Consider the following 26096-nt stretch of genomic DNA (forward strand, 5'->3'; position numbering starts at 1 on the left):
CCGCGCCCCTTAACACCGGCAGTCCCTCGTTTTCTTTATTTTTCAGTTCCCCAAACTGATTTCAGCAGCGAGATAATCCCCTTTTCATACTCCTGTCTTGATATTTCCTGTCGTCCCCACTGTTCTTCTATCTGCCCCATCGGTGCCTGTATTTTCTCCCAGGCAGCCTCGGAAATCGTCCCTTCTCCCCGCATACTCAAGGTCAGCGCCAGCACATTGGCAAGACTGTCCGGATCCGCTTCATACTCCTTTCTTCTCTGCTCCCGCTCCTTATTCTCATAGCGGTAAAACTCCGTCTCAAAGTCAACCGGATATGTTTTCGCATTTGAAAATAGCGGCAGGCTGGAGGTCGGATCCGTCGCATACCACTGCGTGCCGATCCGCACCAGGCACGCATCATGGAGATATTCCGGCGTGTAGGTCACACACTCCAGCCCTACGATCTGGCATAGGAACTGAAATTCTTCCGCGAAATCCCGGCAGACGCCAACGCCTCCTTCCAAAACCGGGAAATCCTTTGCCTCTTCCGGCGAACCGTAATGATTCTGGTTAAAACCTCCCTCTCCGTTTGCAATCCGGTTATGCACATACAGAAGACGCGTTTTTTCATCCAAATGAATCCAGTCAAAACTATTGACAAATTTCTGCAGTTCTTCGACCGAAGCCCAGCTATAATTTGCTTTCGGTTCTCCCTTCGTATTCCACCCTGGATTTGCTTCCCCCGGATAACGGACTGCCTCTTTCAGGTAATATTCCGGATCACTGATCTCTGGGTGCTGCTCTGAAAAAATACTTCCATTTCCATAAAAACTCATCTCTCCATTCTGCCACTCCCATCTCAGACTCTCTGTGTCCTTCCATTCACCGCCATGCGTCCCCTGATTGCCCGCATAAGCGCTGAAACCTCCGGCTGCGATCATGGCTGCTGCCAGTACGGCTGTACATCCCGATTTATTGGTTGTTTTCTTATCCTGTTTCATTTTTATACCCCCATTTTTTATTCTTTTCGTGTCATTCCACTTCATTTTCCTGTTTGCCTCTGTTTTTTTCTCTCCTCCTCTCTCAGCTTCTCGTCTGTACTATTCCGTCCAGCACCCAGGAACCATCCGCATTGACTAAATTCCCATCGGGGGTGTGCATATTTCGATACAAACGTCCCCTCATTCCATCAGATTTTTCCTGAAAATAGTAACAATGAAACACTCCATCGCTTCCCGGCAGCCAGTTCCAGCCAGTCAGCATACGCCCCTGTGTTCCATCCATTTCCTTCCAGAGATAATATGTGTTTCCATCCACATCCGTATACCAGCCGTTCACCATCCTGCCATCTGCATCAAATCGGAACCAGTCAAACGTACTCTGCCCCTTTGCCGGATCGGCATATGGATTGTGGACAGCCGCCCACTCAGAAGCATAGCTTCTACCGCCCGCTTCAAACTGCCAGCTTCCATCTGCATTCTTCCGCCAGTTTCCAGCTACTACATATTCCGGTATGGCTGCCGCATCCGCATTCTGCCCGGGGCATGCCTGTCCTTCTGTCAGATTTCCAATACCCGCTCCTGTCAAACCACTGAACCCCGATGCCGGTCCGGTTGCATTCGCTGCACTGCTTCCTGCCGCTGCCCCCTTTCCAGAAGAAGAGCCTCCACCCAAGCCGCCGCCCGAATGAGAACCTCCGCCCGAATGGGAACCTCCGCTGTATGTCTGATCGACCGCCTCATACTGAATTGTGACTGCCGCACGGTCCGTGAAGCCACCATCCTCGGTTTTCACGGTCACATATGCCGTATGGCTGCCTGATTTTAAGTATTGACGGTCAAGCTCCTGTATCCAGGAAGCCGTCGTATTGACCGTCACGGTTCCATCCGATGATACATACAGCGAATCATCACTTGCCTGATATGTCACTTTCTGGTTAAACGCCTGCGCCGGAAATACCGACACTGCCAGCTTTTTCGCACCGGTTCCCGTCCATGCCTCCACCGGACGATAACCTGCCCCCGTCCGGGTGCGTTTGATCTCGTATTGCAGCGTTTTCGGTATAAGGCTGATGCCTTCCACACAAATCTTCGATTCGTCCACTGTCCGGAAATCCACCTGTACTCTGCACGATGCCGTCTGCCGGTTTCCAAGCATATCATCGCCGATCACTGTCACCTTCGTCGTGCGGCTGCCGGAAGCTGTCTGTATTTCATACGGTGTATTCACATGTCTGCCCTGATCTGCCGCGATCAGATCCCGGATCCATTTTGCATCCTTTTTCGCCTGCACACCGGCAGACTTGTCCTCTCCGTCCACCGAAATCAGTGCTGCGTCACCGACAGTCCACGATATATCTTTCCGGTCAAAATAATCGGGTGTAAAAGACGCACTCAAGACCTGCGGTGCCGTAACCCGGATCGTTTCATCTGGATGTTTCCGATTTCCGTTTAATGTCCGCACCACCTCAAATTTCAACTGATCCTGATTTAGTGCCGCACCCTCATTGGCTACATAGGTCTGATCCTTGATCTGGAACGTAACCTCAATCCGCGCATTTCCCCGGCACGGCTTCCCATCAAAGCTCGCCGCCGGTTTCGTCTCTGCCGTCAGCACCGCTACGCCGCCGTTCTGATACCCTGCTCCGTATATGTCGCTTCCGATCGCATACTGGTATCCGCGGTCTGCCTGCTCTTTTTCCAGTTTCCGGACTATATCAGTGATAAACGAACTATTTAAATTTACCTGGACTGACGCGCTCTTTTTCGTATAACCATTTTCCTCATCGTCATTTGGAAGTAACGTAATCAAATCTGAATCATCGATACTCCAGCGCACCGATGCATCCGCCACATCATTATTCCGATCCACAATCGCCTGCACCATCACCGGCTGCACCTGTGTTCCCGCCTGCAGATTTCCATGGATGTACGTCGCAATTAATTTTCCATTTCCATCCATCACGCGTGTGACTTTCGTCGGATGTTTCCGGTTTCCGGTCCGCTCCTGCACCACCTGGAATTTCGTCACGCCCGGCGTCAGCCCGACCGAAACTGCCACCTTTTTATAAACCGCCGACACCTGCGTATTTTCCTCCGGCATCGTAAAACAATACTCGCCACCATTTACATAAGTAGTATCTTTCCTGCTCTTCCCACGCGTATACGTCGGAACTCCCTCCATCTGAAAGCGCGCTTTTTCCGCCTGCTTTGCCGAGGTGCTGACCGTCACCGTCTTTCCCGGTGCCACCGCACCTCGGTGTTTTTTATCGAGTGTCCGGTAATACGCGCCATTTCCCCGTGCTTCCAGCACTGCCACATCGTAATAATTCGTTCCATTGGAGACGGTATCGATCTGCGGAATCGTAATCAGATAACCACGGACCGGGCGTCCCGCATCATTTGGTGCAAAATGGTCAAGATCATACCCCACCGACTCCGCATCCATCTCCCCGCCTAGCTCTTCATCCACAATCGAGAGAATCCCCTGTTCCAGTTCTTCATAAAAATATCGCTCGTCCACATCCCGCGTGACACCGCCGGATACCAGCGTGAAGAAATTGTCCTTCGCGTGGGAATATCCGATGTGCGCCGCATATGTATACTGATTATCATCTGAAATGCCGCTTCCACAGACATTGTTTGCGATTTTCGCCTCCGTATCCGCAAACAGGTACGCGATGTCATCCCCATATTTAAAATAATTAGCTGGTGCGCGGTATCCGATGAAGGTTCCTCTGTGTCCGGCAGCCCCGGTTCCCGACTGACCGATCATTCCCTCAAACCGCCCCACTTTCAAGTCTCCGCTGATTCGTTCTCCAACGAGTCCTCCGACATTCTGGCTGCCAGAACCGCCGATCGTGCCATTTACATAGGTATTGTAGAGAGCCGCCCCATTCTGAAGCCCCACGATTCCGCCGACAGTCGCATCCGTTCCCTGAATCCGCGAGGTACTGTTATCCCCGGTGCGGACCTGGCAGTCAATGATACGAGAATCATCCGCCGCTTCCCCGGCGATTCCGCCCGCAAGTGCCTGCGCTCCGGCTGCACGTCCCGTCGTTCGGACGGTTACCTGTGCCATTCCGTTTTCCACCGTGCTGCCTTCCATGTGCCCGATCATTCCACCGACCGCTCCGGTTCCTCCCACATCGCCTTTTACCTGACAATTAAAAATCTTGGAATCCTTCGCATTTCCTGCCAAAATTCCCACCTGACGCACTCCTTTGACCGGCTTTCCTGGTTCCAGCGTTAGATTTCGGATCTCCGCCCCTTCCAGCGCTCCAAAGAATCCAACATTCGGCGAACTGCCTCCTGCAAACCGGAAATTTGAAATCTTATAACCGTTTCCATCCAGATTTGCCGTAAACGGGTGCGTCACCTCCCCTGAAAATTCCGAATCATCCCGGTAATAACCGATCGGATTCCAGTCCATTCCTCCCAGATCGATGTTCGCCGTCAGCTCAAACCATGCGCCCCGGTAATCCCCCACGATCTCTTCTTCCACCTCGCCGTAATCCGGCTGCATGCCAAACGCCGCCAGGAAGCTAAGTCCCATCAGCTGATGTTTCGTGCGTATCTGATACGGTTTTTGTTTCGTTCCAAGTCCATGTGTTCCATCCAGAAAGCTCAAATCCGCCACATCCCAGTTTTCCCAGAGATTTCCGAGGCTGGCGCTGACGCTAACGCGCGGCATGATTAATTGTGAAGGAGTTGCCTCTATGACTTTGGAAGAACGTAATTCAGAAGGAGTTGCCCTCACATCCGCATTCATAAGCTCACTGGACGATGCAGCCCGTTTCTGCCATTCTTTCCGCCTTTTTATGGCATCGTCTGTATCATCCAACTTTTCCTTCCTTTCCGAAACAATCCCCAAATCCCAATCCTCAAACACAAACCCGCTCGCCGCAAACGCCGGCAGCGTCGCCGACAAAAGCATCGTCGTCATCACCGCAAATGGAATCACTTTTTTCATCTTCTTTTTCCCCATACACGTTCCCCTCTTTCCCCAAACATTAGATTGATTTCCCCTTGTCCAATCTTTTCTCCTAATCAAACTGCCAAACAGCTTCACTCCCGCTTTCCAAGCTCAACAAGTATTCTTTTTTACATCTGTGACAGTGCAAATGCCGGACGTACTCCATATGTCTCACTGTCCGTCCTCACCGGACGCAGACAGCCATTTACCAGATCAACGCCATAAATCTGCTGATTATAAATGAATTTCCCGTTTTCATCCTGCAAATAAAAAGGCGTCCGCAGATAATATCCCTGTGAATAGGCACTGACCTGACTTTGTGGGTTATCATCCCCGGAATCAAACCGCCATAGATATTCCCGGTACGCAAGTGCCTCTTCCAATGACAGGCAGAAAAGCTGGTCGTTCATAAACTGAAAACCAATATCATGACGCGCCAGTTCCCGCCCGGACGTCTGCGAAAATGCACCAGCCGCCGTGCTTCCCGTGTACGCGGTCTGGATTCCCGTATGGATCGGTTCCAGACAGAAACTGCTGTTCTGACTGTTTTTCTGCAGCCATGCGCGCACCTGCGAAGTTTTATAATTATTGTCTTTGCCAAACGAGAAAATCTTCATCTTTTTTCCCGGTGCCGTGTCCACATCCGCCCGGATCACGCGGTCACAGAGAAACAGCGCTGCTTTCCGGTGTTCATTCTGCCAGTCATGGTAATCGTCGTCGATACAGGTAAATGACAAAATCTCTCCGCCCACCTCGCGCATCTGGACATCGCCCTCCTTCCAGATCACTTTTTCGGGCATTTCACTTTCACTCCAATCCACGCTTCCACAGCGGTCACAGATTTGATCCCCGTTTTCATCCAGGTGCCCCAGCGCCGGAAGGCGCTCTATCTTTTCTTTCTGACATCGTCCGCAGACATACACTGCCCGCCCATTCTTTAAGCAATCATTTTCCTCCCACTCCCATTGGCTCCACTGATGCGTACAAGTACGGTCATCCCAGTTTCTCCGCACCCGGATGCGCGTGATGATATATTCCTTTCCATCCACCGAAAAGGAATCCTCTTCTACCTCAGAATAAACTGCGTCGTATTCCACCCCGATTGTTTTTGCCGACGGTGTAAAATCCTGACCAATCAGATAAAATTCATGCCACGCTGCATCCCCGATCGCAGATACCAGATTCCGGATCCTGGCATCATTTTCCGACTGATTTTGAACGGTCAGACCGGAACCGCTGCCCGATACCGCCGCATCCTCGCGCCCAAATATGGCGCACTCCGCCTCCCATGCACTCTGTTTCCATCGTTCCAGGCGTTTCCGAAGCGCCAGCATGGCGGCATCCTCCTCTGCTCCCATTTCTGGAACCTTGCCGCCTCTTTCATATTTGATATAAATTTTTTCAGTTCCTGTTCCATACAGTTCAAATATTTGCGGTGACTGTACCGCTGATTTCCAGATATGCCCGTCGCTCCCTATGATTTGCTCTGGGAAAGATACGTTCAGGGAAGTTCCTTCCAAAACTTTGCCCGTCTGCGTATGAAATATAAGATGATTTGCATTCTCAGCATCTATAAATGAAACGCTGTAGCCGACTATGACAGCTTTTTCTGCCTGTTTCACTGCATTTTCAGCTGCCAGCGCCATTCTACCGGATGAAAATATCAATATCAGTGATATTCCCAAAATGGTACCATTCCGGCAGCGACACCCTTTATGAGCCCCCATGTTTATTTTTAACAACTCAAACCTCCCCCCTCAAATCTTTTTCACATCCCTTTTCTTATCCTCTTTCGCAAGTTATATAAGGTTACTGTTCACGCATACGTGCCCAGTAACGGAATTTGCCGTGGCTTCGCATTTAAATACGGCAAATTCCTGCTGCCACCACGTTTTCTTACGGCACTTTCGGTTCCAAAAGTGCCTACCTGTGAACAGTAACTATATAAGTTCTAATTTGATTCAAAACACACTCTCACTCTGAGTCAGACAGCGGTTCTTTCCGTCTATAAAAAGCTTTCATTTTGCATTGCATATATCATATAATATATTGCACATTTTTTATAACGATACAGTTATCCGATTCTCCCAAATTTTCCTAAATCATCGAATTCTGTGCGAAACGCACCTCACAAATTACCAGAATAAAAAGATAAATTAGAACGAAACCACCTGCGACCGCAGTTCATTTCGATAAGATATATTGAGTTTAACACATCTATTCTCTAAATGCAAGAACTCTTTTGGAATTTTCACAACGAAAAACGCCCGCCCCAGAAAATAAAATTCATATCCCAAATTTCATTTTCCAGAGCAGACACTTTCCCACTAACTCATATATAAATTCCTATTTATTTTATCTCAGCCACATTCTCCCAAGGGTATCCCACATCAATGCCGATGCATCGAGAACGACGACATATCATACGCCTTCAGGTTCTCATGTACTTCTCTTGCATCTGCCTCGGCGATGAGTTTGTCTCTCGACTTCTTCGCCTCCAGCTCGGCTTTGTGCTTGCTCGGTCCGCCGACACAGCCGCCGACGCACGCCATACCCTCGATGAAGTCCTCCGGCAGACGTCCCACTTTCAGAAGAAGAAGGGCCTTCTTACACTCAGCCGCACCGTTGCAGCGTGCTACCTTGATATCGGTATTCTCACCAGACTCCTTCAGACATTCTAATACCGCCGCTGTTACGCCGCCGCCGTTGCCGAAGCGTTTTCCAAATACACTGGCTTCCTGAATACTGTTCTCTTCCGGCTCCAGATTTACGTCTTTCGCCCGCATCATCGCACGGATCTCTCCGTAGGTCATCGCATAGTCCGCATTGCCCTGGATATTCAGATCCAGCGTCTCGCTCTTCTTCGCGATACACGGTCCGATAAAGACGGTGACAACCTCCGGATCCTGCGCCTTCAGCATACGTGAGATCGCACACATCGGGGAAACCGTCGTAGACATATTGTCAAGCAGCTGTGGGAAATGCTGTTTGATCATGTTGACAAATGCCGGACAGCAGGAGGTCGTCATCTTCTTGCCCTCTTTGTAAGCTTCCGCCCACTCTTCTGCCTCGGCTGCCGCGGTCATATCGCCGCCCAGACCAACCTCGATCATATCTGCAAATCCAATCTTCTTTAAAGCTGTTTTCCAGCTTGCAAACGTGATGTCTGGTCCAAACTGGCCTTCGGTCGCCGGTGCCAGCATCGCTACGACCTTTTTGCCTGCGTTGATCAGGCGGATCACATCGACCATGAAGGTCTTGGAACCGATCGCACCGAACGGGCAGGAATGGATGCAGGCGCCACACTGGATACATTTTTTCTCATCGATCACACATATACCATACTCATCGTAGGTAATCGCATCCACTGGGCAGACCTTCTTACACGGGCGCTCCAGATGGGCAATCGCATTGTATGGGCATGCCTGGGAACACTTTCCGCACTCGCGGCATTTATCTGGGTCGATGTGCGCCTTGGTATTTCCCATGCTGATCGCTCCAAACGGACAGGAGTTCTGGCAGGCTTTACCCATACATTTACGGCAGTTATCGGTGACTGTGTAGGACGCAATCGGGCACTCCTCACAGGCTGCATTGATAACCTGTACGACGTTGTTTGTATTGCGGTCAGACGGACATTTACCTTCTGCCAGACGGATTCTCTGGCGGACAATCTCTCTCTCCTTGTATACACAGCAGCGGTACTGTGCCTGCGGACCAGGGCTGATTTTGTACGGAATATCGTCTCTTCCGTCCTCTAACTGATCATTCCAGGCAAGCTTTGCTACCTCATAAAGTATCTCATGTTTGATGCGCAGAATTGTCGCGTCATTCGTTACCATGGTTTATCCTCCTTATTAATAATACGTTACCGTAACTTTCTTTCCCATACCTTCGACTGCTTCTTTTAGCTGTTTGACCAGGTTCTGGCGGATTCCCAGATCAAACGCCATCCCTGGATTCTGGTAGGCGCTGTTCGCCGCCGTTCCCACAAACATATGTAATTCCGTGCAGTCTTCTATCAAAATCTTCGCGATCATGGACGCACCATTTTTCTTGTCCAACTCGCTGAAAAACTCAGAACTTAAATCGCATTCGATCAGATAGCGTTTCAGAAGTTCGATCGCTTTCCGCAGCGTCAGGACTCCCTCCGTCACCAGATCGATGCCTTCCATAAAAGCGATCGGCGGAATATCCGGGTCGCTGTAATCCATTGATACCCGCAGCGGTCGTCCCAGCTCCCGCGACAGGATCGTCGCGCTGGTTCCGCCCGATACAATGTGCTTTGCCGACTCATCTTTCATAAAATCCGCCGTGATCGTCTCATCGTCATTGCGGTCGAGCGGCGGTCCCGTCATCAGGTTGACCGGTTTCCGGTCAATGATCCGAGCTACCACAACCGTCGTATCATCGCCCGGTTTTCCCTCGTAAATCTGGCTGCATTCCGCACAGAGTGCCGCCGCCATACGTGCCGACGAAAGAGAGGTCAGACATTGTTCCGAAACAAACTCTGCCACCGACTCCCACGGCCAGCCAAATTTATATTTGCCGCTCTTTCCGACTCCCGCGTGCGTCACGCCGTCGCTGACAAGTACCAGCGCATCACCCTTCTGAACCTGGAACCGGCACTCGCTGATCTCCTTGTCCTTGACGAGACGCTTGTATTTCTGCAGCTCCACCACATGACCACAGCGCAAAAAAATGCATCGCGGGTTATCATATTCAACTAAATATACCTCGCCGTTGTTGAAAATCTGGAGAATCGAGAACGTCGCATACGCCACCTGTCTCGTCTGACAGATCGGAAGCGTCTGCACAATCGTCTCCACACATTCCTCCAGCGTGGCTCCATTTAAAAACATCGTACCCAGAATCTTTGCCGTCAGCGTCGAAAGAATATTCGCCTTGACGCCGCTTCCCATGCCGTCCGCCAGAATGATAACGTCCGAATCTTCCGTTTTCAGGCACTCTACCGTATCGCCGCACAGGATCTCTGAATACTTATTCAGACTTTTAAACGTGACATCTACGGTTACTCCCATTTATCGGACCTCACTTTCGCTCTCATCGTCAATCAGGGAACAAAGCTTCATCAGGGTTGTCTTCGTCTCCGCCGTCGTCTCACCCAGGAGTCCGGCAATATTCTGTGCAACCATCATCTGTTTGTAAATGACATTCTGTGCCAGATCAATGGTCGCCTTTTTCTTGGCATATTCCTGTTTTGCCTGTTTTTCCTCGCGCGTCACATCAATGATCGTGGCAATGACAAAATTGCCGTCATCGATATACGCAATGTTTTGAAGCGTCACAAGATTCCGATCCGGATAGATCACTTTCCGGCTGTGGACGCTTGTGTGCGTCCGGAATACCTCGCGTACATCCTCGGCGTTGATAAAGTCCTCCAGCGGTTTTCCCTTGATCGCCTCCGGTTTGACGCCGAAATACATTTCTGCCGCCACCGAACACTCCTGGATCCGCATATCATCGTCGATGATCATGATCAGGTTCGGGGACGTATCCATCACCAGATGAGACAGTGACTGCGCCCGGTCATGCAGGTACGGAATACACATATCGACCTCCGCCTTTTTCTGGAAAACAGCGATTGCCTTCTCCCGGCAGGTCGGATAACCGCACGCACCACAGTTTAATTCCTGCTCCGGCGTCATCTTGCCCGTCTTTTTCAAGATCTCCCGGATCTCTTCCTCGGTCGGAATCCGCTCCTTCTGGGAACGATCCACAAACGTCCGGTGAATCTCCACCTGGCGCGCCGCCTCATGCATCAGGGATAGATCTGCCGGTTCCTTCGGAAGCATCGCTTCCAGATCCAGCTTAACTTTAAAACTCGACACTGAGGTCGCCGTGGACGGTCCATTGACACAGCCTCCATGACAAGCGTTCATCTCGATGAAACAGCCAGCCACCTCGCCGGTTTTCATCGCCTCACAGACATCCAGGCAGTCCTTAACGCCGCTGACGTAGAACTTGCGGTACTTGTCCGGTTTCTTCTGGGTCGCCGTCACCGCCGTAAGCAGTCCGCCGCTGACCGGATAACGCAGGTTCGCGCCCGGTTCACGATCTTCGAACGGTTCTTCCTCACATGCTTCGATCTCGATCTGTTCCTCTGACAGCCACTGTTTTAAATCCTCAAATGTGAGGACTGCATCGGGCTTCACAACCCTGTTTTTCTCTTTTTCCGCGATACACGGTCCGATCACGACTACCTTCGCCGCCTCGCCGAACTCCGCGTGCAGCATGCGCGTATGGATCCCCGACGGAATCAGCACCGGTGCCAGATATTTGATCAGTTCCGGATAATGAATCTCAATCAGGTTCACGATACTCGGACAGGCAGTTGTGATGATATTTTTCATCTCGCCCTGCTCTAATAAACGGACATACTCTTCCGTCGCCAGCGCGGCGCCCTCCGCCGCATCACAAACATTCGTAAATCCCAGCTTTTTTAATGCTGACTTGACCTGCCCCCGCTTTTTATACGGCAGAACCCCCATATAGGAAGACGACAGCGATGCAATAACCGGTGCGCCGCTCTCAATCAGCTTTTTGACCTTGGAAAGTTCGCTCGGAACACGTTTTGCCGACTGCGGGCAGTTCAAAAGGCACTGCCCACAGAGAATACAGCGATTTGGCATGATATATGCATGACCATCCCGGATCATGATTGATTTCACTTCGCAGCCCCGCACACATTTATAACAATGCTTACACATCGTCGCCTTAAAATCAATAATCGGCATAGACTCTCCCTCTCTTTTTGCCGTTATATGTAAACGATTACGCGTTCAGGCGTCCCAGAATCTCCTTCTGGAAAAATTCTTCAGTTGTCTCCGGTTTTACGGAATACAGTTCTCCATCTACCGTCACACAGACACCTTTACGGCAGTTGCCGCTGCAGAAATCTCCATTTAAATCCACCTCACTGTCCAGATGATTCTCTGAAACCAGCTTCTGCAGCTTCTGGATTACCTCGCGGGATCCTTTCAGATGACAGGCACTTCCGATACAAATCGATACTCTCATATAATGACCTCCTCACTATCCGTTATAAAACAGACGCAGCCTTTCACCGGAGATTCCCGGTCAAAAAACTGCCTGTTCACATGCATCTTCCAGGGGAATTTACTAAAAATGCATCTTTCCCCATTCTTCTTCATTATCTCATATTGTGATATTATTATCAATCAAATTTCTTTCTGATTTTGTATTTTTTTTAGACCATAAGTACCTGATTCCAAAACCTTTTCACTTTCTTTTCATCAGCTTATGACTCTCCCGGTGTTTTTTAGGAAAATAATCTTTTTATCGGGCACCTTGCACTGCTTTTCTATAATATTTCCATCTTCCCCATGTACGCCCGTAGCCTCTCCACATTCCCGTCCGCAAAACAGTAACCATCCATGCCGCAGCCCTTCGCGCTGTCGATGTTATCCTGACGGTCATCGATGAAAAAGCATTCTTCCGCTTTGAGATGAAATTTTTCAAACAATCTCTCATAGATCGCCGGATTCGGCTTCGCCAGCTTCTCCTCCGCTGAGACAAGCGTGCCATCAAAATATTCAATGCCCGGAATCTCCTGCTCGAACACACGCAGGCGCACGGAACAATTCGAGCAGAGGTAGATGCCGCAGCCCTTTTCTTTCAGTTCCTTCACCAGCTCTCCCATCCCCGGCTTTGCCCAGATGTTGTACTCATGCCAGTGTTCCAGACTTTCCTTCGCCAGCCAGCGCAAATGTTCATTTGGCAGGCGTTTCTGAACCCGCTCCAGCGCCTGTGCATCCGTCAGCGTTCCCTCGTCTAAAAGCGACCACTCCTTCGAATCAAACAATTCGCGGCGCATCCACTCCACATCCTCCGGATTATCTGTGTACTCCCAGCACACCTTGACCGGATCATACTCCAGTAAAACCATTCCCATATCAAATACTATATTTCGAATCATACTTCTGCCTTTCTCTATTCCCGCAAATCTGCCGCCATTCCTGCGTCAGATGGAATTTTCAGTCCAAAAAATTCTCACCTGCAAGCAATCATAATCATTTATATTTTAACATAAATTTCTCATTTTTTTATTTCCATTTTCATAAATTAATGGTACAATAATAGAAAATTTTTCAGGAGGTACCGCTTATGAAAATGATTATCGCAATCATTGGCAGTGAGGACGCCGATGATTTAGTATATGAATTAAACCAGCACTCCTTCTTTGTCACCAAGCTTTCCACGATGGGCGGCTTTCTGAAAAAGAAAAGTACAACCCTGATGCTCGGTGTCGAAGATGAACGCGTCGAGGACGCCATTTCCATCATCAAAAAAATGTCCGGTGCCCGCGAGCAGCTTGTATACACGCCGCCGACCATGGCCGGAAACTGCTGCCCGACCGTCAATATGACCGTTCCGATGAACATGAAAGTCGGCGGAGCAACCGTTTTTGTAATAAATGTAGAAGAATTTCAGAAATTCTAATTTTTTGATTTATATTACAAATCCGAATCACAAAAGGGGCTTTCGCTTGCGCGTCTGCCCCTTTTTGATTCCTTTTATAGAAAAAGAAAAACTCCCGGAGAAATCATCTCTGGGAGTTCCACGCTGCACTCAGGTTCTACAGCTAATCATGCAGAAGAAGGGACTTGAACCCTCATGATGTTGCCATCACACGGACCTGAACCGTGCGCGTCTGCCAATTCCGCCACTTCTGCGTAATTTCTAGTGCGGGCAACAGGACTTGAACCTGCACACTCTCGTACCAGAACCTAAATCTGGCGCGTCTGCCAATTCCGCCATGCCCGCTTGCTTGTCTTTCTGACTCACAAGTGAGTTTATTATAACATAGGGTAGTTCAAAATGGAAGAGTTTTTTTTATTTTTTTGAATTTTTTCGAAAGTTCTTTTAGAAAAAATGTGCGGCAAATTCATCGATACTGAAAGTCCGTGTAATCTTTCGTGTAATCCTTGCACCGAAACGTGTGTACCTATAACGGAATATTTTGTTCCGCTTGAAATCTTAAAAACACAAAAAAGCCTTGAAAACAAAGGAAAAACCAGTGTTTTCAAGGCTTTCTCTATCATGGAGACAACGGGATTCGAACCCGCGACCTTTGCGTTGCGAACGCAACGCTCTCCCAGCTGAGCTATGTCCCCGTCCAAACTGTTATCATTATAGCACAACTGGAATGAATTGCAAGTAGAGAATAAAAAAAACGGAAACCCTTGTAAATCAAAGGCTTCCGTTCTTTTCTAGCAGAGCTGCTGACGGGAATCGGACCCGTGACCTCCGCACTACCAATGCGACGCACTACCGACTGTGCTACAGCAGCATCTTTTTGTTTTCGGCTCATCTCTAAGCCTCGATTAGTTTATCATGATACAATCGTTTTGTCAACGGTTTTTTTGAATTTTTTTTATTTTTTTAAATTTCCCGTTTTTTTCATCGGATGCCTCCGTTTTCATTCGCAGACATCCGATTCTCATTTCCTATCTTTTCATATTTCTATATGATTCCAACGGGGAGGGGAGCAGCGGAATCGGTTGCCCGATACCTTTCACTTACCCTACATCATTCTCTGACGCACAATCTCATATGCCAGCACGCCAGCTGCCACCGATGCGTTCAGGGAGTCGATATCTCCCTTCATCGGGATCGATGCGATGAAATCACATTTTTCCCGCACCAGACGGCTGACACCTTCGCCCTCATTGCCAATCACCAGACCGATCGGTCCTTTTAAGTCGAGGCGGTACATGCTCTCTCCTCCCATATCGGCACAGACAAACCAGAGTCCTCTCTCTTTCAGCTCCTCGATCGTGGCTGAAATATTGGTTACCTTCGCCACCGGCGTATAATTCAGCGCTCCCGCCGAGGTCTTCGCAACCGTCGATGTCAGTCCCACTGCGCGGCGTTTCGGGATGATCACGCCATGTGCGCCTGCCAGATTGGCAGTACGGATGATCGCACCCAGATTGTGCGGATCCTCAATGCCATCCAGAATAAAGAGAAACGGCGGCTCACCTTTCTCTTCTGCCAGCTTTAGCATATCTTCCACCTCTGCATAGCGGTATGCCGCTGCCTGTGCAATCACGCCCTGATGCTTGCCGGTCTCAGAAAGCTGGTCGAGTCTCTCCTTCGCCACATAGTGGATGATCGTATTCTGCTTTTTTGCCTCTCTCGTGATCGTCTTGACCGGTCCATCCTGGCAGCCATCCAGCACAAACAGCTTATCCACCGTCTTGCCCGAACGGAATGCCTCTAAAACGGCGTTTCTGCCTTCGATCATCGTCTCTTCAAATCTATTTTCCTGCTTATTTTCCTGTTCCATCTATTTTCCTCATCATGATTTATAACGATATTAATTCTCCCATCTGTTCCAGCCCTTTTCCCAGAAGTTCTGCCATCCTGTCAAACTGCTCGGTCAGATAGAGATAGCCCATCAGCGCCTCAAATCCGGTCGCCATCCGGTAATCCTTCATCGTCGCGTGCTTCGGCATCGTAAAAGATTTCGCATTGCGTCCGCGTCGGTATGCCGCCTTCTCCGCATCCGTCAGCTCTTCCTCCAAAAGCAGATAAAAATGTGCCTGTGCGTCCGCCTTGACCAGGTTCGCCGTCTTCTTGTGCATCTTGTTGACCTGCATATTGCCGCGGTTCATGACAAGGGTGCGGATCGCCAGCTCATAGACCGCATCGCCGATATACGCCAGCGCCAGCGGGGAATACTCCCCCGCCTCAACATGTTTTAAATGCAGCGCTTCCTTAAACGCATTTAAGCCCGTTTCCATTTGACGCCCTCTCTCGTATCTTCCAGAATAATTCCCATATCGAGAAGCTGTCCACGGATCTCATCCGCCAGTGCGAAATTCTTGTCTTTTCTCGCCTGCTGGCGTTTTGCGATCAAGTCTTCTACTTCGCTGTCCAGAATCTCTTCCTTCTTCTCCGTGATAATACCGAGCACATCGCAGAGTTTGTCCATCGTCTCTTTGACATAAGAAACATATGCCTTCGTCGATGCTTCCGAAATCGTGGAGTTGCTCAGGCGTACAATCTCAAAAATAGCTGAAATCGCATCTGCGGTGTTGAAATCATCGTCCATCGCCGTCTCGAACTTCTGAACCAACTCCTCGACTGCTGCCTGATTCTGCTTCTCCTCTGCCGTCATCTCGCCCTCTTTCGCTGCTTTCAGGCAGTCTGCCTGATGCTCTGCCGCAGTGCGGATGCGCTCTAAGCTGTTTTTCGAAGCTTCCATCAAATCCGCGCTGAAATTGAGCGGGCTGCGGTACTGGGCGCTCAGCATGAAGAGACGCAGAACCTGCAAATCGTATTTCTCACTGATCTCACGCACGGTAAAGAAGTTTCCAAGAGATTTGGACATCTTGCGGTTATCAATATTTAAGAATGCGTTGTGCATCCAGTAGTTGGCAAAGGTCTTGCCGTTCGCGCACTCGCTCTGCGCGATCTCATTTTCATGGTGCGGGAAGATCAGATCCTCTCCGCCTGCATGGATATCGATGGACTCGCCAAGGTATTTCTTGGACATCTCGGAGCACTCGATATGCCAGCCTGGACGGCCCTGGCACCACGGAGACTCCCAGAACGGCTCTCCTTCTTTTTTCGGTTTCCAGAGAACGAAATCGGTCGGATCTTCCTTGCCTTCCTCGCCGGTTACCTTGATCTCACGGAAGCCGGACTGCAGATCGTCCAGATTTTTATGGGACAGTTTTCCGTACTCTTTAAAGGATTTGGTGCGGAAATAAACCGTGCCGTCAGCTGCCACATACGCATGTCCTTTTTCGATCAACGTATTGATCATCTCGATCATACCGCCGATCTCCTGAGTCGCCTGCGGATTCTTCGTCGCCGGTTTGACGTTCATCATCTCCATATCTTTTTTGCACTCTGCGATATAGCGCTTGGAGATCGTCTCCGCATCCACGCCCTCCTCGATGGCTTTCCTGATGATCTTGTCATCCACATCAGTAAAGTTAGATACATAGTTTACTTCGTATCCTTTGTACTCAAAATACCGGCGGACCGTATCAAATACGATCATCGGTCTTGCATTTCCAATATGAATAAAATTGTAAACGGTCGGTCCGCACACATACATCTTAACCTTGCCCGGTTCGATCGGCACAAACTCCTCTTTTCTGCGGGACAATGTGTTGAAAATTTTCATAACCTCATTACTCCTCTTCTATTTTAAATCTGCTTCCGGTGCTGCCTGACAGCCGCCACAGCCGCCGCATCCACCGCAAGCCGCTGCCTGCGTCATCATTTCACTATCATAACAGTAATTCTCCACTTCCGTCAACAGGGTAATCGCCTGTGAGGAAATGCCCTCGCCGCTGCCTGTAAAACCAAGCCCTTCCTCGGTCGTCGCCTTGACACTCACGCGGCTGACCGGAAGCCCCAGCGCATCTGCAATATTTTCTGCCATCTGTGGGCGGTATGCAGCCAGCTTCGGGCGCTGCGCAATGATCGTGGCATCGATATTTTCAATCACATAGCCGCGTTCCTGCAGAAGTTTCCCTACCTTTTTCAGAAGCTCGATGCTCGACGCACCCTCATATTCCGGATCCGTGTCCGGAAAATGCTGTCCGATGTCGCCCAGTGCCGCCGCCCCTAAGAGCGCATCCATCACCGCATGCACCAGCACATCCGCATCCGAATGTCCTAACAGCCCCTTCTCATACGGGATCGTCACGCCGCCTAAAATCAGTTCCCGATCCGGAACAAGTTTATGCACATCATATCCCTGTCCTATTCTCATCGTATTCCAGTTCCTTTCTTGATCATTTTGTAACTGTCCGGACTGCCCGCAGTTACTTTATTTGATGAATTATTTTATACTTTTGAAAAATATACACTTATCCAACAATTTTTAATTTACGCTCAATACAGCGGACTTCCAGATTGCTCTGGTACTGACAGCCCTCGCCGTCCACGTGAACTGCCATCGGGCGTTCCGTGTAGATCTGGACCTCCCGGCAGCTGAAGCACCGAAGCCCCCGGTTGTGGGAGCGCCGGAACAACGCCCGGAGCAGGGTTCCAAGCACCTGCCGCTTCGAGGCATGGCTGACAATGCAGACCTCCAGGTTGCCGTCGCTGCTGTCCGCCTTCGGCGCAAACCAGAATCCGCCGCCCTCGCAGGGTTGAATCTGTGCACTGATAAAATAAATATAATTAAATTCCACCCGGCGCGTTCCATCGAGCAAAATATACCCCCGGATCGGTTTCGCCTTCAAATACTGTATAAATCCCAGTATCCGGTACGACAATCGCCGCAGATGAATCCGGTTGCAGATATTTTTGATCGCCGAACGCTGCATATGCTGGCATACTTCCGCATCCAGCCCGATCCCCGCGCTGACGATAAAACGCCGATGTCGGAGCACATCATCGCCGTATGCAATCACACCATAATCGATCTGCCGGATCCGCCGCGCCTTAAAAATCCGGCGCAGTCCGCGCATCGGTCTTCTCGAAAGCCGGAGCCCGCGCGCCAGATCACTGCCTGTCCCCACCGGAATATAGCCCAGCGTCACCATGTCGCAGGAAACGATTCCGTCCACGACCTCATTCATCGTCCCGTCACCGCCCACGACCACAATCACCCGTGCCTCCTTGCAGTGGGACGTCAGCTTCCTTGCATACTCTGTCGCCTGCCCCGCATATTCTGTCAAATATGCCTGATACTCAACCCCGTCCCGCACAAGCCGCTGCTCTATTTTCTTCCATATCTTATAGCCGCGGCCACTCTGTGAAGCGGGATTAATAATGAAATAATACATTACTCCATCCTCATATTTTGCCATAACGTCCCCTGCTTTCCGAAAATACAGAAACTCCCCTGCTGGGGCGTTATATTTTATCTTTTACCCTGCCAGAATACCTGTCACAGGATACAGCGCCATTACAATTTTGCATGAGATAAGTATACCATACTTCCTTTTAAATGATAAGAAAATTTCTATAAATTATTTTCTCAAAAGTGTTGACAATCTTGAAAATTTATATTATACTTGCAAAGCAGTCGTGATTTGTGCGAGTGTCAGCGGGATCTTAGCTCAGCTGGGAGAGCATCTGCCTTACAAGCAGAGGGTCACAGGTTCGAGCCCTGTAGGTCCCACTTTTAAAATTTAATATGGCGAGATAGCTCAGTTGGCTAGAGCACGCGGTTCATACCCGCGGTGTCGAGGGTTCGAATCCCCCTCTCGCTATTGATGAAGCAGCTTGCAGTTGAGCAAGCTGTTTTTATTTTGCCTAAATTCACTCTAAAACTAACTTCCTATGTGAAAGGCGATAGCGCATATACCCTCACGGTTGACACATATATACAGCCGCATAAAATATATAAATCCAAAGTCCCTGTCCATCCATAAAATTTTTGTTTAACAAATTTCACATTCCATAACCTTTTTCTTAATATTTATAACAATCCCTATTTAGCCTTGAAGTTGGCGGGTGAGTGTGCTATAATCAGACGAACTTGGAGAGATGTTAAAATAATGTTAATTTATTTATGATAAAAAGAAAATCGAGGTTGATTGATATGAAACATTTTCTGAAGGAACTCCTGAAGAAATACGGGCATATATGGATTCTGGGATACGGATTTATCTATCTTCCGTGGTTTATGCATCTGGAAAAAACCGTGACCTCCAATTACCATATCATGCACTCATCGCTGGATGATATGATTCCGTTTAATGAATACTTCGTCATCCCATATTTACTGTGGTTCGCCTATGTGACCGCTGCGATTGCATACCTGTTCTTCAAGAACAAGGAAGAATATTACCGGTTATGTGCATTTTTATTTACCGGCATGACGCTGTCACTCTTAATCTGCACCCTGTTCCCGAATGGAACTGACCTGCGGACCGCCGTAAACCCGGACAAGAACCTCTGTTCCCGTCTGGTCTATATGCTCCACCAGGCTGACACGAACACGAATGTATTTCCAAGCATCCACGTGTACAATTCCATCGGAACCCACATCGCGGTCATGAAGAGTGAGTCTCTGAAAAAGCACAAAGTAATCCGGATTCTTTCCGGTATCCTGATGGTCGCTATCTGCATGGCAACTGTCTCGCTGAAGCAGCACTCGGTTCTGGACGTCGCAGGCGCGATTCTTTTAAGCGCAGCTATCTATCCGTTAGTATATGCAGGAAGCACGCAGGAAGAGACAGAGAACGAACCAGAGTATATTCGGTGAAGGATTTCTCAAGACAAGTAAACATAAGCTGGCGCCAAAGTATGACAGGTGCCAGCTTTTTATTTGCGATAAATCCCCCCTGCCGCAGCAATTACGAAAACTAGGTCTCTAACATTCATCACGTGGTAATCCCTTATCAAATCATATCTAATGATTGACAAAGAATCAGAAAATCCGACCATCTGGAAACACTCCATTTTCCAGACGATCGGATTTTTAATTTGCATTTTTTGACAGATTTGATTTTCTTTTCTAATCCGCCCTATTTTTAGTTAAACCCATAAAACTTCTGCGAAATCTTATAGCAGGCGATCGACACCTTCCGTCCGCCTTTTCCCGGCAGGTTTACGCCCTGTCCGAGGAAGCCCCAGCGCAGGCGCATATACAGCGTGAAATTCTGCTGTTTCAGATACTGCCACAGTTCTTTTTTCTTCTTCAGATTCTCCTCTGTCTCCGAGCGGATCGCCAGAATTGAAGTAACTGTCATCATGATCTCCAGATAACGGACCATGTAGTGACGCAGCTTCGGATTTTTAATCTTCGTCACATCATAATATCCTAACATCAGCTTCGTAACAAGAATCTGCTGGTCGATACGACCGATCATAACCTTTTCGTTGACCGACTGGTCATCGCGTCCGATAAAATAGCGGTAGAAATTCACATCCAGATAGTACATGGATTTTACGTGCGGAAGCGGCTGGTAAACGAAAATGTTATCCACATAGAATGTGTGCTTCGGCAATTCCAGACCGCAGCTTCGAAGCATTTCTACTCGGTAAATAACCGAGTGCATCAGGATATACTGTCCCAAGCGGAAGCCTCTTGCACCGTTCCAGTCGATGAGCTGGCGTTTTGGAAGCGCCATGTTGTAGTTCATGACCTTTTTGTGTTTTGCGCCCTGTTTTTCATAAACGAAGTTGGTAATCAGCATATCCAGCGTCACATTGTCATGGACAAATTTGCGCAGCGTATCCAGAACCTCCATATATGCCTCTTCGTTGACCCAGTCATCGCTGTCCACGACCTTATAATAGACGCCCGTCGCATTGCGCAGTCCCGCATTGACGGCCTCGCCGTGACCACCGTTTTCCTGATGAATCGCCCGGCAGATACCCGGATAGTTTCTCTCATACTCATCGGCAATCTCCGCCGTATTATCTTTTGTGGAACCGTCATCCACGATCAGGATCTCCACCTCATCGCCGCCCGGCAGCAGGGATTCGATGCAGTTACGCATATATGCCGCCGAATTGTAGCACGGAATCGCTACCGACAACAGTTTCATTGGTTTATTTTCTCTCAAAACTCCAGTTCCTCCATCTCTTTGTTGACCCGATCCTCACAGGAGCGCATGGCGAGAATCGTCTGTTCCATCAGTTTGTCTAATTCCCAGCCAAGCTGATCAGCCCCGCGGCGGATCACATCTCTGGAACATCCAGCCGCAAATTTCTTGTCCTTAAATTTCTTCTTAAGACTTGAAAGCTCCATGTCCTTGGTGCTCTTGGACGGGCGCATCTTCGCCGCCGCCCAGATAAGCCCTGTCAGCTCATCGGCTGCAAACAACACCTTTTCCATCTCATGTTCCGGAGCCACATCCACCCGTATGCCATAGCCGTGGCTGACAACCGCATGGACTAAATCTTCCTCTGCGCCTCCGTCGCGCAGAAGCTCCGGTGCCCGCTCGCAGTGTTCTTCCGGATAAAGTTCAAAATCAATGTCATGCAGCAGTCCTGCCATGCCCCAGAATGCTTTTTCGTCCCCGTATCCCAGCTGCTCAGCATACCACTCCATGACGCCCTCCACGGTCAGTCCATGTAAAATATGAAATGGTTCTTTATTATACTTGCGAAGGAGCGCAAGCCCCTGTTCTCTGCTCAGTGATGTCTGTTTCATCCTCCGTGCCTCTCTTTCCACGTTTCCGTGTCCGGATCCTTGATTCTCAGTAATTCACACTATCTATAGTTATAACAAAATTAACCAGCAAAATAAAGCAGATTTTTGTAAAAGTATTGTGAACAAGTCGTTGCTGTTCACGCATATGTGCCCAGTAATAACAACTCAAACTCCCCATGTCTGCCACATTGACTGAAATTCTCTTTCAAAATAAGTTACGCATCGTCTTAAACACCACCCATAATCAATCTTCTCCACTGTTTCTGCCGCATAGATCGGATAAGCAGCCACCTGCTCGTCATTAATATAATAGGATGCCTGCCCGACCTCCTGTCCTTCATGAACCGGTGCTTCCAGCTCGGTCGGGTACTCATAACGGATGTCTGGCTTCTCGTCCGCGCGCAGAAGCATCAGAAACATCTGTTTTTCCGATGGCAGATTCAGTGTGAGCGCCGTCGTTCCTTTCACGCCCCGCCTCACCTCCACCTCCGGAAATGTTTTCTCCCGGTCAAATATATCATACCAGTTATATGTATCAAATGCATACTGATCGAGTTTCCGCATATCCGCCCATTTGTACGTCTTGTGCGGCGGCCACCCGCAGCCGAGAAGCGCCACCGTAAATGCTTTTCCCTCTTTTTTTAACGCCGCCACATAACAGTACCCGGCTTTCCCGGTAAATCCTGTCTTGCCCGACAGCACCTCCGCGCACTGGCTTAAAAGCGCGTTGTGGTTTGCCAGGTAAAATGAACGGTTTCCCGACTCATCCTGAATCGTCCGTGATGCCGTACGGGTAATTTCCAGAAATGTTTCGCGGCACGGCGACTGGAACGCGCAGTAGCGCATGATCCGCGCCATATCCGCCGCAGAAGCGCTGTGTTCGTTTCCATCCTCATCCGCAACGTCCAGACCGTTCGGTGTCACGAAACAAACATTCTTACATCCTATCTCCCGCGCTTTCCGGTTCATTTTCTCCGCAAATCCTTCCACACTTCCCCCGATGTGCTCCGCCACCGCCACAGCGCTGTCGTTGTGGGATTCCAGCATCAGGGAATAGAGTAGATCCGATAGGCGATACCGCTCCCCCGCCCGCATATTGAGCTGGACATCCGGCATGGAGGCCGCTTTCTCTGATACCTCGACCCAGTCATCGGGATTTCCCTGTTCCAGTGCGAGAATGCAGGTCAGAATCTTCGTCGTGCTTGCCATCGGATAAGCGGTATCCGCATCTTTCCCCGCCAGAATACGCCCACTGTCCGCATCCATGAGAACCCAGGCGCGGGCGTGAAGGGTCTGTTGTAGAGAAGTCTCTTTCTCTCCCAGAATCTCTTTATTTTCTATGTTTTCACGAACAAAAACCGCCCCGCCGGCCGGAACCAACTGAATCATCGCCAGTATACTTCCTGCCAGCAGAACGGCTATCCATTTTCTGATTCTATCTCCCATCCGGCTGCTCCGGAATCCCTTTTCAGGAGATTATATGAGAATAAACCTCTTTTCTATGACTTTTTCTTTTTATTTTTCCAGCGGCTCATTCAGCTTCTCCGTCCCCGGCAGCGCAAACCGTCCACCCGCGATGATCTTTACACTCGTTCCATCTGGATGAATCGCCTCGATCGTATCCAGCTCGGAGTACGGGATTGTAATGTCCGTATGGCAGCCAAAATATGCCTCCTGCGGGTTTTCTTTGCGTTTTGCTGAAATCTCATTCTCACGCGCCACCATCTCGCGTCCATCCGGGTTGAAGACCGGGCAGTCCTCCATCCAGCTGTAGCAGGTATCGCCTACCGCAAAGTGCGGTCCCATCTTCTCGGCAATCAGAATCGGGAATTTGTCGAGAATGCCGTAGCGCAGCGCTACCTCATACGCAGTTGTGTTAGTGCCAATCGCAAACTCGCCCATCGGCAGCGTCTCATGGTTTTTGAGGATCATCTGTTTCACTAACGCCTTATTTTCCTCTTCCGTCTCAAAGTTTTTGCAGGTATAGGAGACAGCGATACCATTTTCAAACCGGATTTCCAGATCTTTGAACTGAAATTCCCCGATATAGACGCTGCCGACATGCAGAAGCCCGTTTGTCCCAGCAAGCTGCGGGGAGGTAAAGACTTCTCCAACCGGAATATTTACATCCGCCACGCAGTTTTCGAAATTCGACTGTTTCGTCGGCTCAGCAAGCGTGTGAAGCTGTACGGTCAGATCGGTACGGTTGCCGCCGCGTCCGCTGATGTGGACTTGCGATGCCTGATCCAGTTCGTTGATCATGATCTGCTGGATGTCGCGGTACAGCTCATAGTCCAGCGTATTGATGCGGATCGTCTCCTTGAAAACCGCCTCAAACTCCGCTCCGATCTCCGGAAGCGGGAATGCAATGATTGTGAAGCTCGTCTCCGTCCCCGGAATATACGCGTCCACAATCTGCATCGCCTCATTGCTGTAGGATAACAGCAGTTTCTCCTGTTTTTCACTTAAAGAAAAGGCTGCTGCTGCATTGACCGGCTCAAATCCGGCCTCGCCGAAGGTTTCCACAACTGCCGGACCGGCATATACCGACGCCAGATCCTTGTATGTCTCATATGCCACCTTTAAAATAGACAATTTCCGCTCACGAAAGGCCTTGTCCAGGTAAACCGCATTGTCGTAGCGGTGATCATACTCGTACTGGCGGTTTGCCGGTGTGCCATAGTAACCGTTCGTGCGCGCCGCCATCCGGTTCACCGTGCCGATGGAGGCTCGGGCAATGATCGGCTCCAGACCGAGTTCGCGGAAATTTTCCACTGCCATCCGGATCATGCGCTCAAATCCGATGTGGTAACGGATCTGCACCGTTTTCTTGCCCTCATAGCTGCGTCCGGTCGCCGCAAATCCCTTGCGGTAGCCTTCTGTGTAGGTATCTGCCATCCGGCGTACCGTCTCCTCCGGCAGCTCATTCATAAAACGTGCCGTCGCAAGCTCTGTCTCCGAGATATATTCGCCAAACCGGTACAGATAACGCAGATCGTTTAAATCACTGTCCATGATGATCGATTTTCCAAAATCCAGCGACGGATCCAGCGTCTCACGCACCCGCCACGGAAGCATCCGGTCACAGTAATCGCTGACAAAATAATAAAGCGGCTCGCGAAGCTCCGCCAGCTCCGGCGTCCCGCCCTCAAACAGGTTGTAAACCTCAATAAACAGTTCCTCCAACACCGTCACATCCACCAGACGGCTCTCATAGGCGTAAACGATCGCGCTGCGGATCTCCGTATAGAGAAATGACAGCCACGGACCATAGTCCTCTCCCAGCTCTTTTGCCGCATAGTCCGGGTTCGCAAAGCTCTTCCCATACGCCCCTGGAAGTATATCCGCATAAAGTGTCCGGTTAAATTCTGCCGCCTCTTCCTGGCTCATCGTCGCCAGCGTCCCATCCATCTGTTTCTGGAAGGTTTCTTCTATCAGCTCGATAAACTGGACGGTGCGCTCAAAAAATGCCCGGTATGGCTCGCCAACCGTCGCTTCTTCTTTCATATGGCCGATGCGCTCCATCGCGAGCTCATGGCGCTCCGCAACCGCCTCATTTTCTTCTTTCAAAAGTTCCCAATATTTCATGTTCAGATATTTCCCTCCTTCTGCCATCGCCAAATTTCACTTTCAAACCACGCCCGCCGCAAAGGCTCTTACCGGCGTTCCATTGGTCCGGCATTCCAGGCAAGCCATGCATAAAAACCATTCATTCTTAGCCCCGGATGCCAATCAAAATCGTCACAATCCACCAGATGACCAGAAGCCCCGACAAAATCGTACCAATTTTCGCGAATATATAATTTTTTTCTTCTTCTTTAAATGATTTCCATCCGTACATCAGCGACGCCACGGAAAATAATATGCTCGAAAAGCACATCGACAGCGCGCCGACCGGCGTATTGCCCTGGCTGCGGACACTGAATGCCATCCCTGCCACGCACAGCAGCAGACCGACTCCCGCCAGTCCCAGGCAGAGATAGCCGTGTTCTGCCATCGGCTTTTGGGTATAAAAAAACCC

General features: G+C 49.7%; 20 protein-coding genes and 6 tRNA genes. 4 read left to right on the forward strand and 22 right to left on the reverse strand.

Translation table 11 applies throughout. The annotated features are described in order from the left end of the window. Positions 1-35: 35 nt before the first annotated feature. The 8 genes from DWZ76_RS05730 to DWZ76_RS05765 form a co-directional block, all read right to left on the reverse strand. Entirely contained in the window at positions 36-980 is a 945-nt protein-coding gene (locus DWZ76_RS05730) for a hypothetical protein (RefSeq protein ID WP_022358976.1), read from the reverse strand. 82 nt (positions 981-1062) lie between these two features. Then, a complete protein-coding gene (locus tag DWZ76_RS05735; protein ID WP_118472148.1) occupies positions 1063-4965 on the reverse strand; it encodes a peptidase A26 in 3903 nt (1300 codons plus the stop codon). A gap of 116 nt (positions 4966-5081) precedes the next feature. Further along, on the reverse strand, positions 5082-6695 hold the full coding sequence (locus tag DWZ76_RS05740) for a DUF6273 domain-containing protein (protein WP_147353127.1): 1614 nt from the start codon (positions 6693-6695) through the stop codon (positions 5082-5084). A gap of 648 nt (positions 6696-7343) precedes the next feature. After that, the gene (locus tag DWZ76_RS05745; protein ID WP_118472150.1) at positions 7344-8795 is read right to left on the reverse strand and encodes a 4Fe-4S dicluster domain-containing protein; all 1452 of its coding nucleotides are present in this window, start codon (positions 8793-8795) and stop codon (positions 7344-7346) included. 15 nt (positions 8796-8810) lie between these two features. After that, entirely contained in the window at positions 8811-9995 is a 1185-nt protein-coding gene (locus tag DWZ76_RS05750; protein ID WP_022358980.1) for a SpoIIE family protein phosphatase, read from the reverse strand. After that, on the reverse strand, positions 9996-11711 hold the full coding sequence (locus DWZ76_RS05755; RefSeq protein WP_118472151.1) for a [Fe-Fe] hydrogenase large subunit C-terminal domain-containing protein: 1716 nt from the start codon (positions 11709-11711) through the stop codon (positions 9996-9998). A gap of 37 nt (positions 11712-11748) precedes the next feature. Beyond that, a complete protein-coding gene (locus DWZ76_RS05760) occupies positions 11749-11994 on the reverse strand; it encodes a (2Fe-2S) ferredoxin domain-containing protein (protein WP_022358982.1) in 246 nt (81 codons plus the stop codon). A gap of 304 nt (positions 11995-12298) precedes the next feature. Beyond that, positions 12299-12913: an HAD family phosphatase gene (locus DWZ76_RS05765; protein WP_118472152.1), complete on the reverse strand. Its 615-nt coding sequence runs from the start codon at positions 12911-12913 to the stop codon at positions 12299-12301. Between the two features lie 188 nt (positions 12914-13101). Here DWZ76_RS05765 and DWZ76_RS05770 point away from each other — a divergent pair, with 188 nt between their 5' ends. Then, the gene (locus DWZ76_RS05770; protein ID WP_022358984.1) at positions 13102-13437 is read left to right on the forward strand and encodes a cyclic-di-AMP receptor; all 336 of its coding nucleotides are present in this window, start codon (positions 13102-13104) and stop codon (positions 13435-13437) included. Positions 13438-13586: 149 nt separating this feature from the next. Here the strand turns inward: DWZ76_RS05770 and DWZ76_RS05775 are convergent. The 9 genes from DWZ76_RS05775 to DWZ76_RS05815 form a co-directional block, all read right to left on the reverse strand. Further along, positions 13587-13670: transfer RNA gene (locus DWZ76_RS05775), tRNA-Leu, on the reverse strand. Between the two features lie 11 nt (positions 13671-13681). Beyond that, positions 13682-13761: transfer RNA gene (locus DWZ76_RS05780), tRNA-Leu, on the reverse strand. Between the two features lie 277 nt (positions 13762-14038). After that, positions 14039-14111, reverse strand: a tRNA-Ala gene (locus DWZ76_RS05785). A 103-nt stretch (positions 14112-14214) separates the two neighbouring features. Further along, positions 14215-14287 (reverse strand) — tRNA-Thr (locus DWZ76_RS05790). A 234-nt stretch (positions 14288-14521) separates the two neighbouring features. Then, positions 14522-15286, reverse strand: a complete 765-nt coding sequence (rlmB, locus tag DWZ76_RS05795) for a 23S rRNA (guanosine(2251)-2'-O)-methyltransferase RlmB (RefSeq protein WP_022358985.1) — start codon at positions 15284-15286, stop codon at positions 14522-14524. Positions 15287-15305: 19 nt separating this feature from the next. Continuing rightward, the gene (locus DWZ76_RS05800; RefSeq protein ID WP_107000477.1) at positions 15306-15743 is read right to left on the reverse strand and encodes a ribonuclease III domain-containing protein; all 438 of its coding nucleotides are present in this window, start codon (positions 15741-15743) and stop codon (positions 15306-15308) included. Beyond that, positions 15728-17137, reverse strand: a complete 1410-nt coding sequence (cysS, locus tag DWZ76_RS05805; RefSeq protein WP_107000478.1) for a cysteine--tRNA ligase — start codon at positions 17135-17137, stop codon at positions 15728-15730. The genes DWZ76_RS05800 and cysS overlap by 16 nt, the downstream gene beginning before the upstream one ends. An 18-nt stretch (positions 17138-17155) precedes the next feature. Beyond that, the gene (gene ispF / locus DWZ76_RS05810) at positions 17156-17731 is read right to left on the reverse strand and encodes a 2-C-methyl-D-erythritol 2,4-cyclodiphosphate synthase (protein WP_107000479.1); all 576 of its coding nucleotides are present in this window, start codon (positions 17729-17731) and stop codon (positions 17156-17158) included. 97 nt (positions 17732-17828) lie between these two features. Further along, positions 17829-18776: a diacylglycerol kinase family protein gene (locus tag DWZ76_RS05815; RefSeq protein ID WP_243017782.1), complete on the reverse strand. Its 948-nt coding sequence runs from the start codon at positions 18774-18776 to the stop codon at positions 17829-17831. A gap of 241 nt (positions 18777-19017) precedes the next feature. Here DWZ76_RS05815 and DWZ76_RS05820 point away from each other — a divergent pair. The 3 genes from DWZ76_RS05820 to DWZ76_RS05830 all read left to right on the forward strand — a co-directional run bounded on the left by DWZ76_RS05820 (position 19018) and on the right by DWZ76_RS05830 (position 20179). Continuing rightward, a tRNA-Val gene (locus DWZ76_RS05820) sits at positions 19018-19090 on the forward strand. A 17-nt stretch (positions 19091-19107) separates the two neighbouring features. Then, positions 19108-19181 (forward strand) — tRNA-Met (locus DWZ76_RS05825). A 332-nt stretch (positions 19182-19513) separates the two neighbouring features. After that, entirely contained in the window at positions 19514-20179 is a 666-nt protein-coding gene (locus DWZ76_RS05830; protein ID WP_107000973.1) for a phosphatase PAP2 family protein, read from the forward strand. Positions 20180-20447: 268 nt separating this feature from the next. Here the strand turns inward: DWZ76_RS05830 and DWZ76_RS05835 are convergent, their stop codons facing one another. The 5 genes from DWZ76_RS05835 to DWZ76_RS05855 form a co-directional block, all read right to left on the reverse strand. Further along, on the reverse strand, positions 20448-21467 hold the full coding sequence (locus DWZ76_RS05835) for a glycosyltransferase family 2 protein (RefSeq protein ID WP_118472153.1): 1020 nt from the start codon (positions 21465-21467) through the stop codon (positions 20448-20450). 14 nt (positions 21468-21481) lie between these two features. After that, positions 21482-22075 (reverse strand): hypothetical protein, encoded by a 594-nt coding sequence (locus DWZ76_RS05840; RefSeq protein ID WP_022359370.1) that lies wholly within the window; start codon positions 22073-22075, stop codon positions 21482-21484. Positions 22076-22240: 165 nt separating this feature from the next. Then, entirely contained in the window at positions 22241-23521 is a 1281-nt protein-coding gene (locus tag DWZ76_RS05845; RefSeq protein WP_118472154.1) for a D-alanyl-D-alanine carboxypeptidase family protein, read from the reverse strand. A gap of 69 nt (positions 23522-23590) precedes the next feature. Next, complete coding sequence (locus DWZ76_RS05850; protein WP_118472155.1) at positions 23591-25663, reverse strand: aminopeptidase; 2073 nt, start codon at positions 25661-25663, stop codon at positions 23591-23593. Between the two features lie 127 nt (positions 25664-25790). Beyond that, positions 25791-26096, reverse strand: a 306-nt coding sequence (locus DWZ76_RS05855) for a calcium:proton exchanger (RefSeq protein ID WP_347561280.1), incomplete at its 5' end; no start/stop codon positions are given.

Source organism: Clostridium sp. AF35-15, from assembly GCF_003477745.1.
In the GTDB taxonomy this organism is placed as follows: Bacteria; Bacillota; Clostridia; order Lachnospirales; family Lachnospiraceae; genus Otoolea; species Otoolea fessa.

What these genes read in the sequence shown, in the direction of transcription:
- cysS (WP_107000478.1), bottom strand. Translation starts at nt 17,137, where the DNA reads ATGAAAATTTTCAACACATTGTCCCGCAGAAAAGAGGAGTTTGTGCCG.
- DWZ76_RS05850 (WP_118472155.1), bottom strand. Translation starts at nt 25,663, where the DNA reads ATGAAATATTGGGAACTTTTGAAAGAAGAAAATGAGGCGGTTGCGGAG.
- DWZ76_RS05840 (WP_022359370.1), bottom strand. Translation starts at nt 22,075, where the DNA reads ATGAAACAGACATCACTGAGCAGAGAACAGGGGCTTGCGCTCCTTCGC.
- DWZ76_RS05760 (WP_022358982.1), bottom strand. Translation starts at nt 11,994, where the DNA reads ATGAGAGTATCGATTTGTATCGGAAGTGCCTGTCATCTGAAAGGATCC.
- DWZ76_RS05735 (WP_118472148.1), bottom strand. Translation starts at nt 4,965, where the DNA reads ATGGGGAAAAAGAAGATGAAAAAAGTGATTCCATTTGCGGTGATGACG.
- DWZ76_RS05830 (WP_107000973.1), top strand. Translation starts at nt 19,514, where the DNA reads ATGAAACATTTTCTGAAGGAACTCCTGAAGAAATACGGGCATATATGG.
- ispF (WP_107000479.1), bottom strand. Translation starts at nt 17,731, where the DNA reads ATGAGAATAGGACAGGGATATGATGTGCATAAACTTGTTCCGGATCGG.
- DWZ76_RS05800 (WP_107000477.1), bottom strand. Translation starts at nt 15,743, where the DNA reads ATGGAAACGGGCTTAAATGCGTTTAAGGAAGCGCTGCATTTAAAACAT.
- DWZ76_RS05770 (WP_022358984.1), top strand. Translation starts at nt 13,102, where the DNA reads ATGAAAATGATTATCGCAATCATTGGCAGTGAGGACGCCGATGATTTA.
- DWZ76_RS05750 (WP_022358980.1), bottom strand. Translation starts at nt 9,995, where the DNA reads ATGGGAGTAACCGTAGATGTCACGTTTAAAAGTCTGAATAAGTATTCA.
- rlmB (WP_022358985.1), bottom strand. Translation starts at nt 15,286, where the DNA reads ATGGAACAGGAAAATAAGCAGGAAAATAGATTTGAAGAGACGATGATC.
- DWZ76_RS05835 (WP_118472153.1), bottom strand. Translation starts at nt 21,467, where the DNA reads ATGAAACTGTTGTCGGTAGCGATTCCGTGCTACAATTCGGCGGCATAT.
- DWZ76_RS05845 (WP_118472154.1), bottom strand. Translation starts at nt 23,521, where the DNA reads ATGGGAGATAGAATCAGAAAATGGATAGCCGTTCTGCTGGCAGGAAGT.
- DWZ76_RS05755 (WP_118472151.1), bottom strand. Translation starts at nt 11,711, where the DNA reads ATGCCGATTATTGATTTTAAGGCGACGATGTGTAAGCATTGTTATAAA.
- DWZ76_RS05765 (WP_118472152.1), bottom strand. Translation starts at nt 12,913, where the DNA reads ATGATTCGAAATATAGTATTTGATATGGGAATGGTTTTACTGGAGTAT.
- DWZ76_RS05730 (WP_022358976.1), bottom strand. Translation starts at nt 980, where the DNA reads ATGAAACAGGATAAGAAAACAACCAATAAATCGGGATGTACAGCCGTA.
- DWZ76_RS05815 (WP_243017782.1), bottom strand. Translation starts at nt 18,776, where the DNA reads ATGGCAAAATATGAGGATGGAGTAATGTATTATTTCATTATTAATCCC.
- DWZ76_RS05745 (WP_118472150.1), bottom strand. Translation starts at nt 8,795, where the DNA reads ATGGTAACGAATGACGCGACAATTCTGCGCATCAAACATGAGATACTT.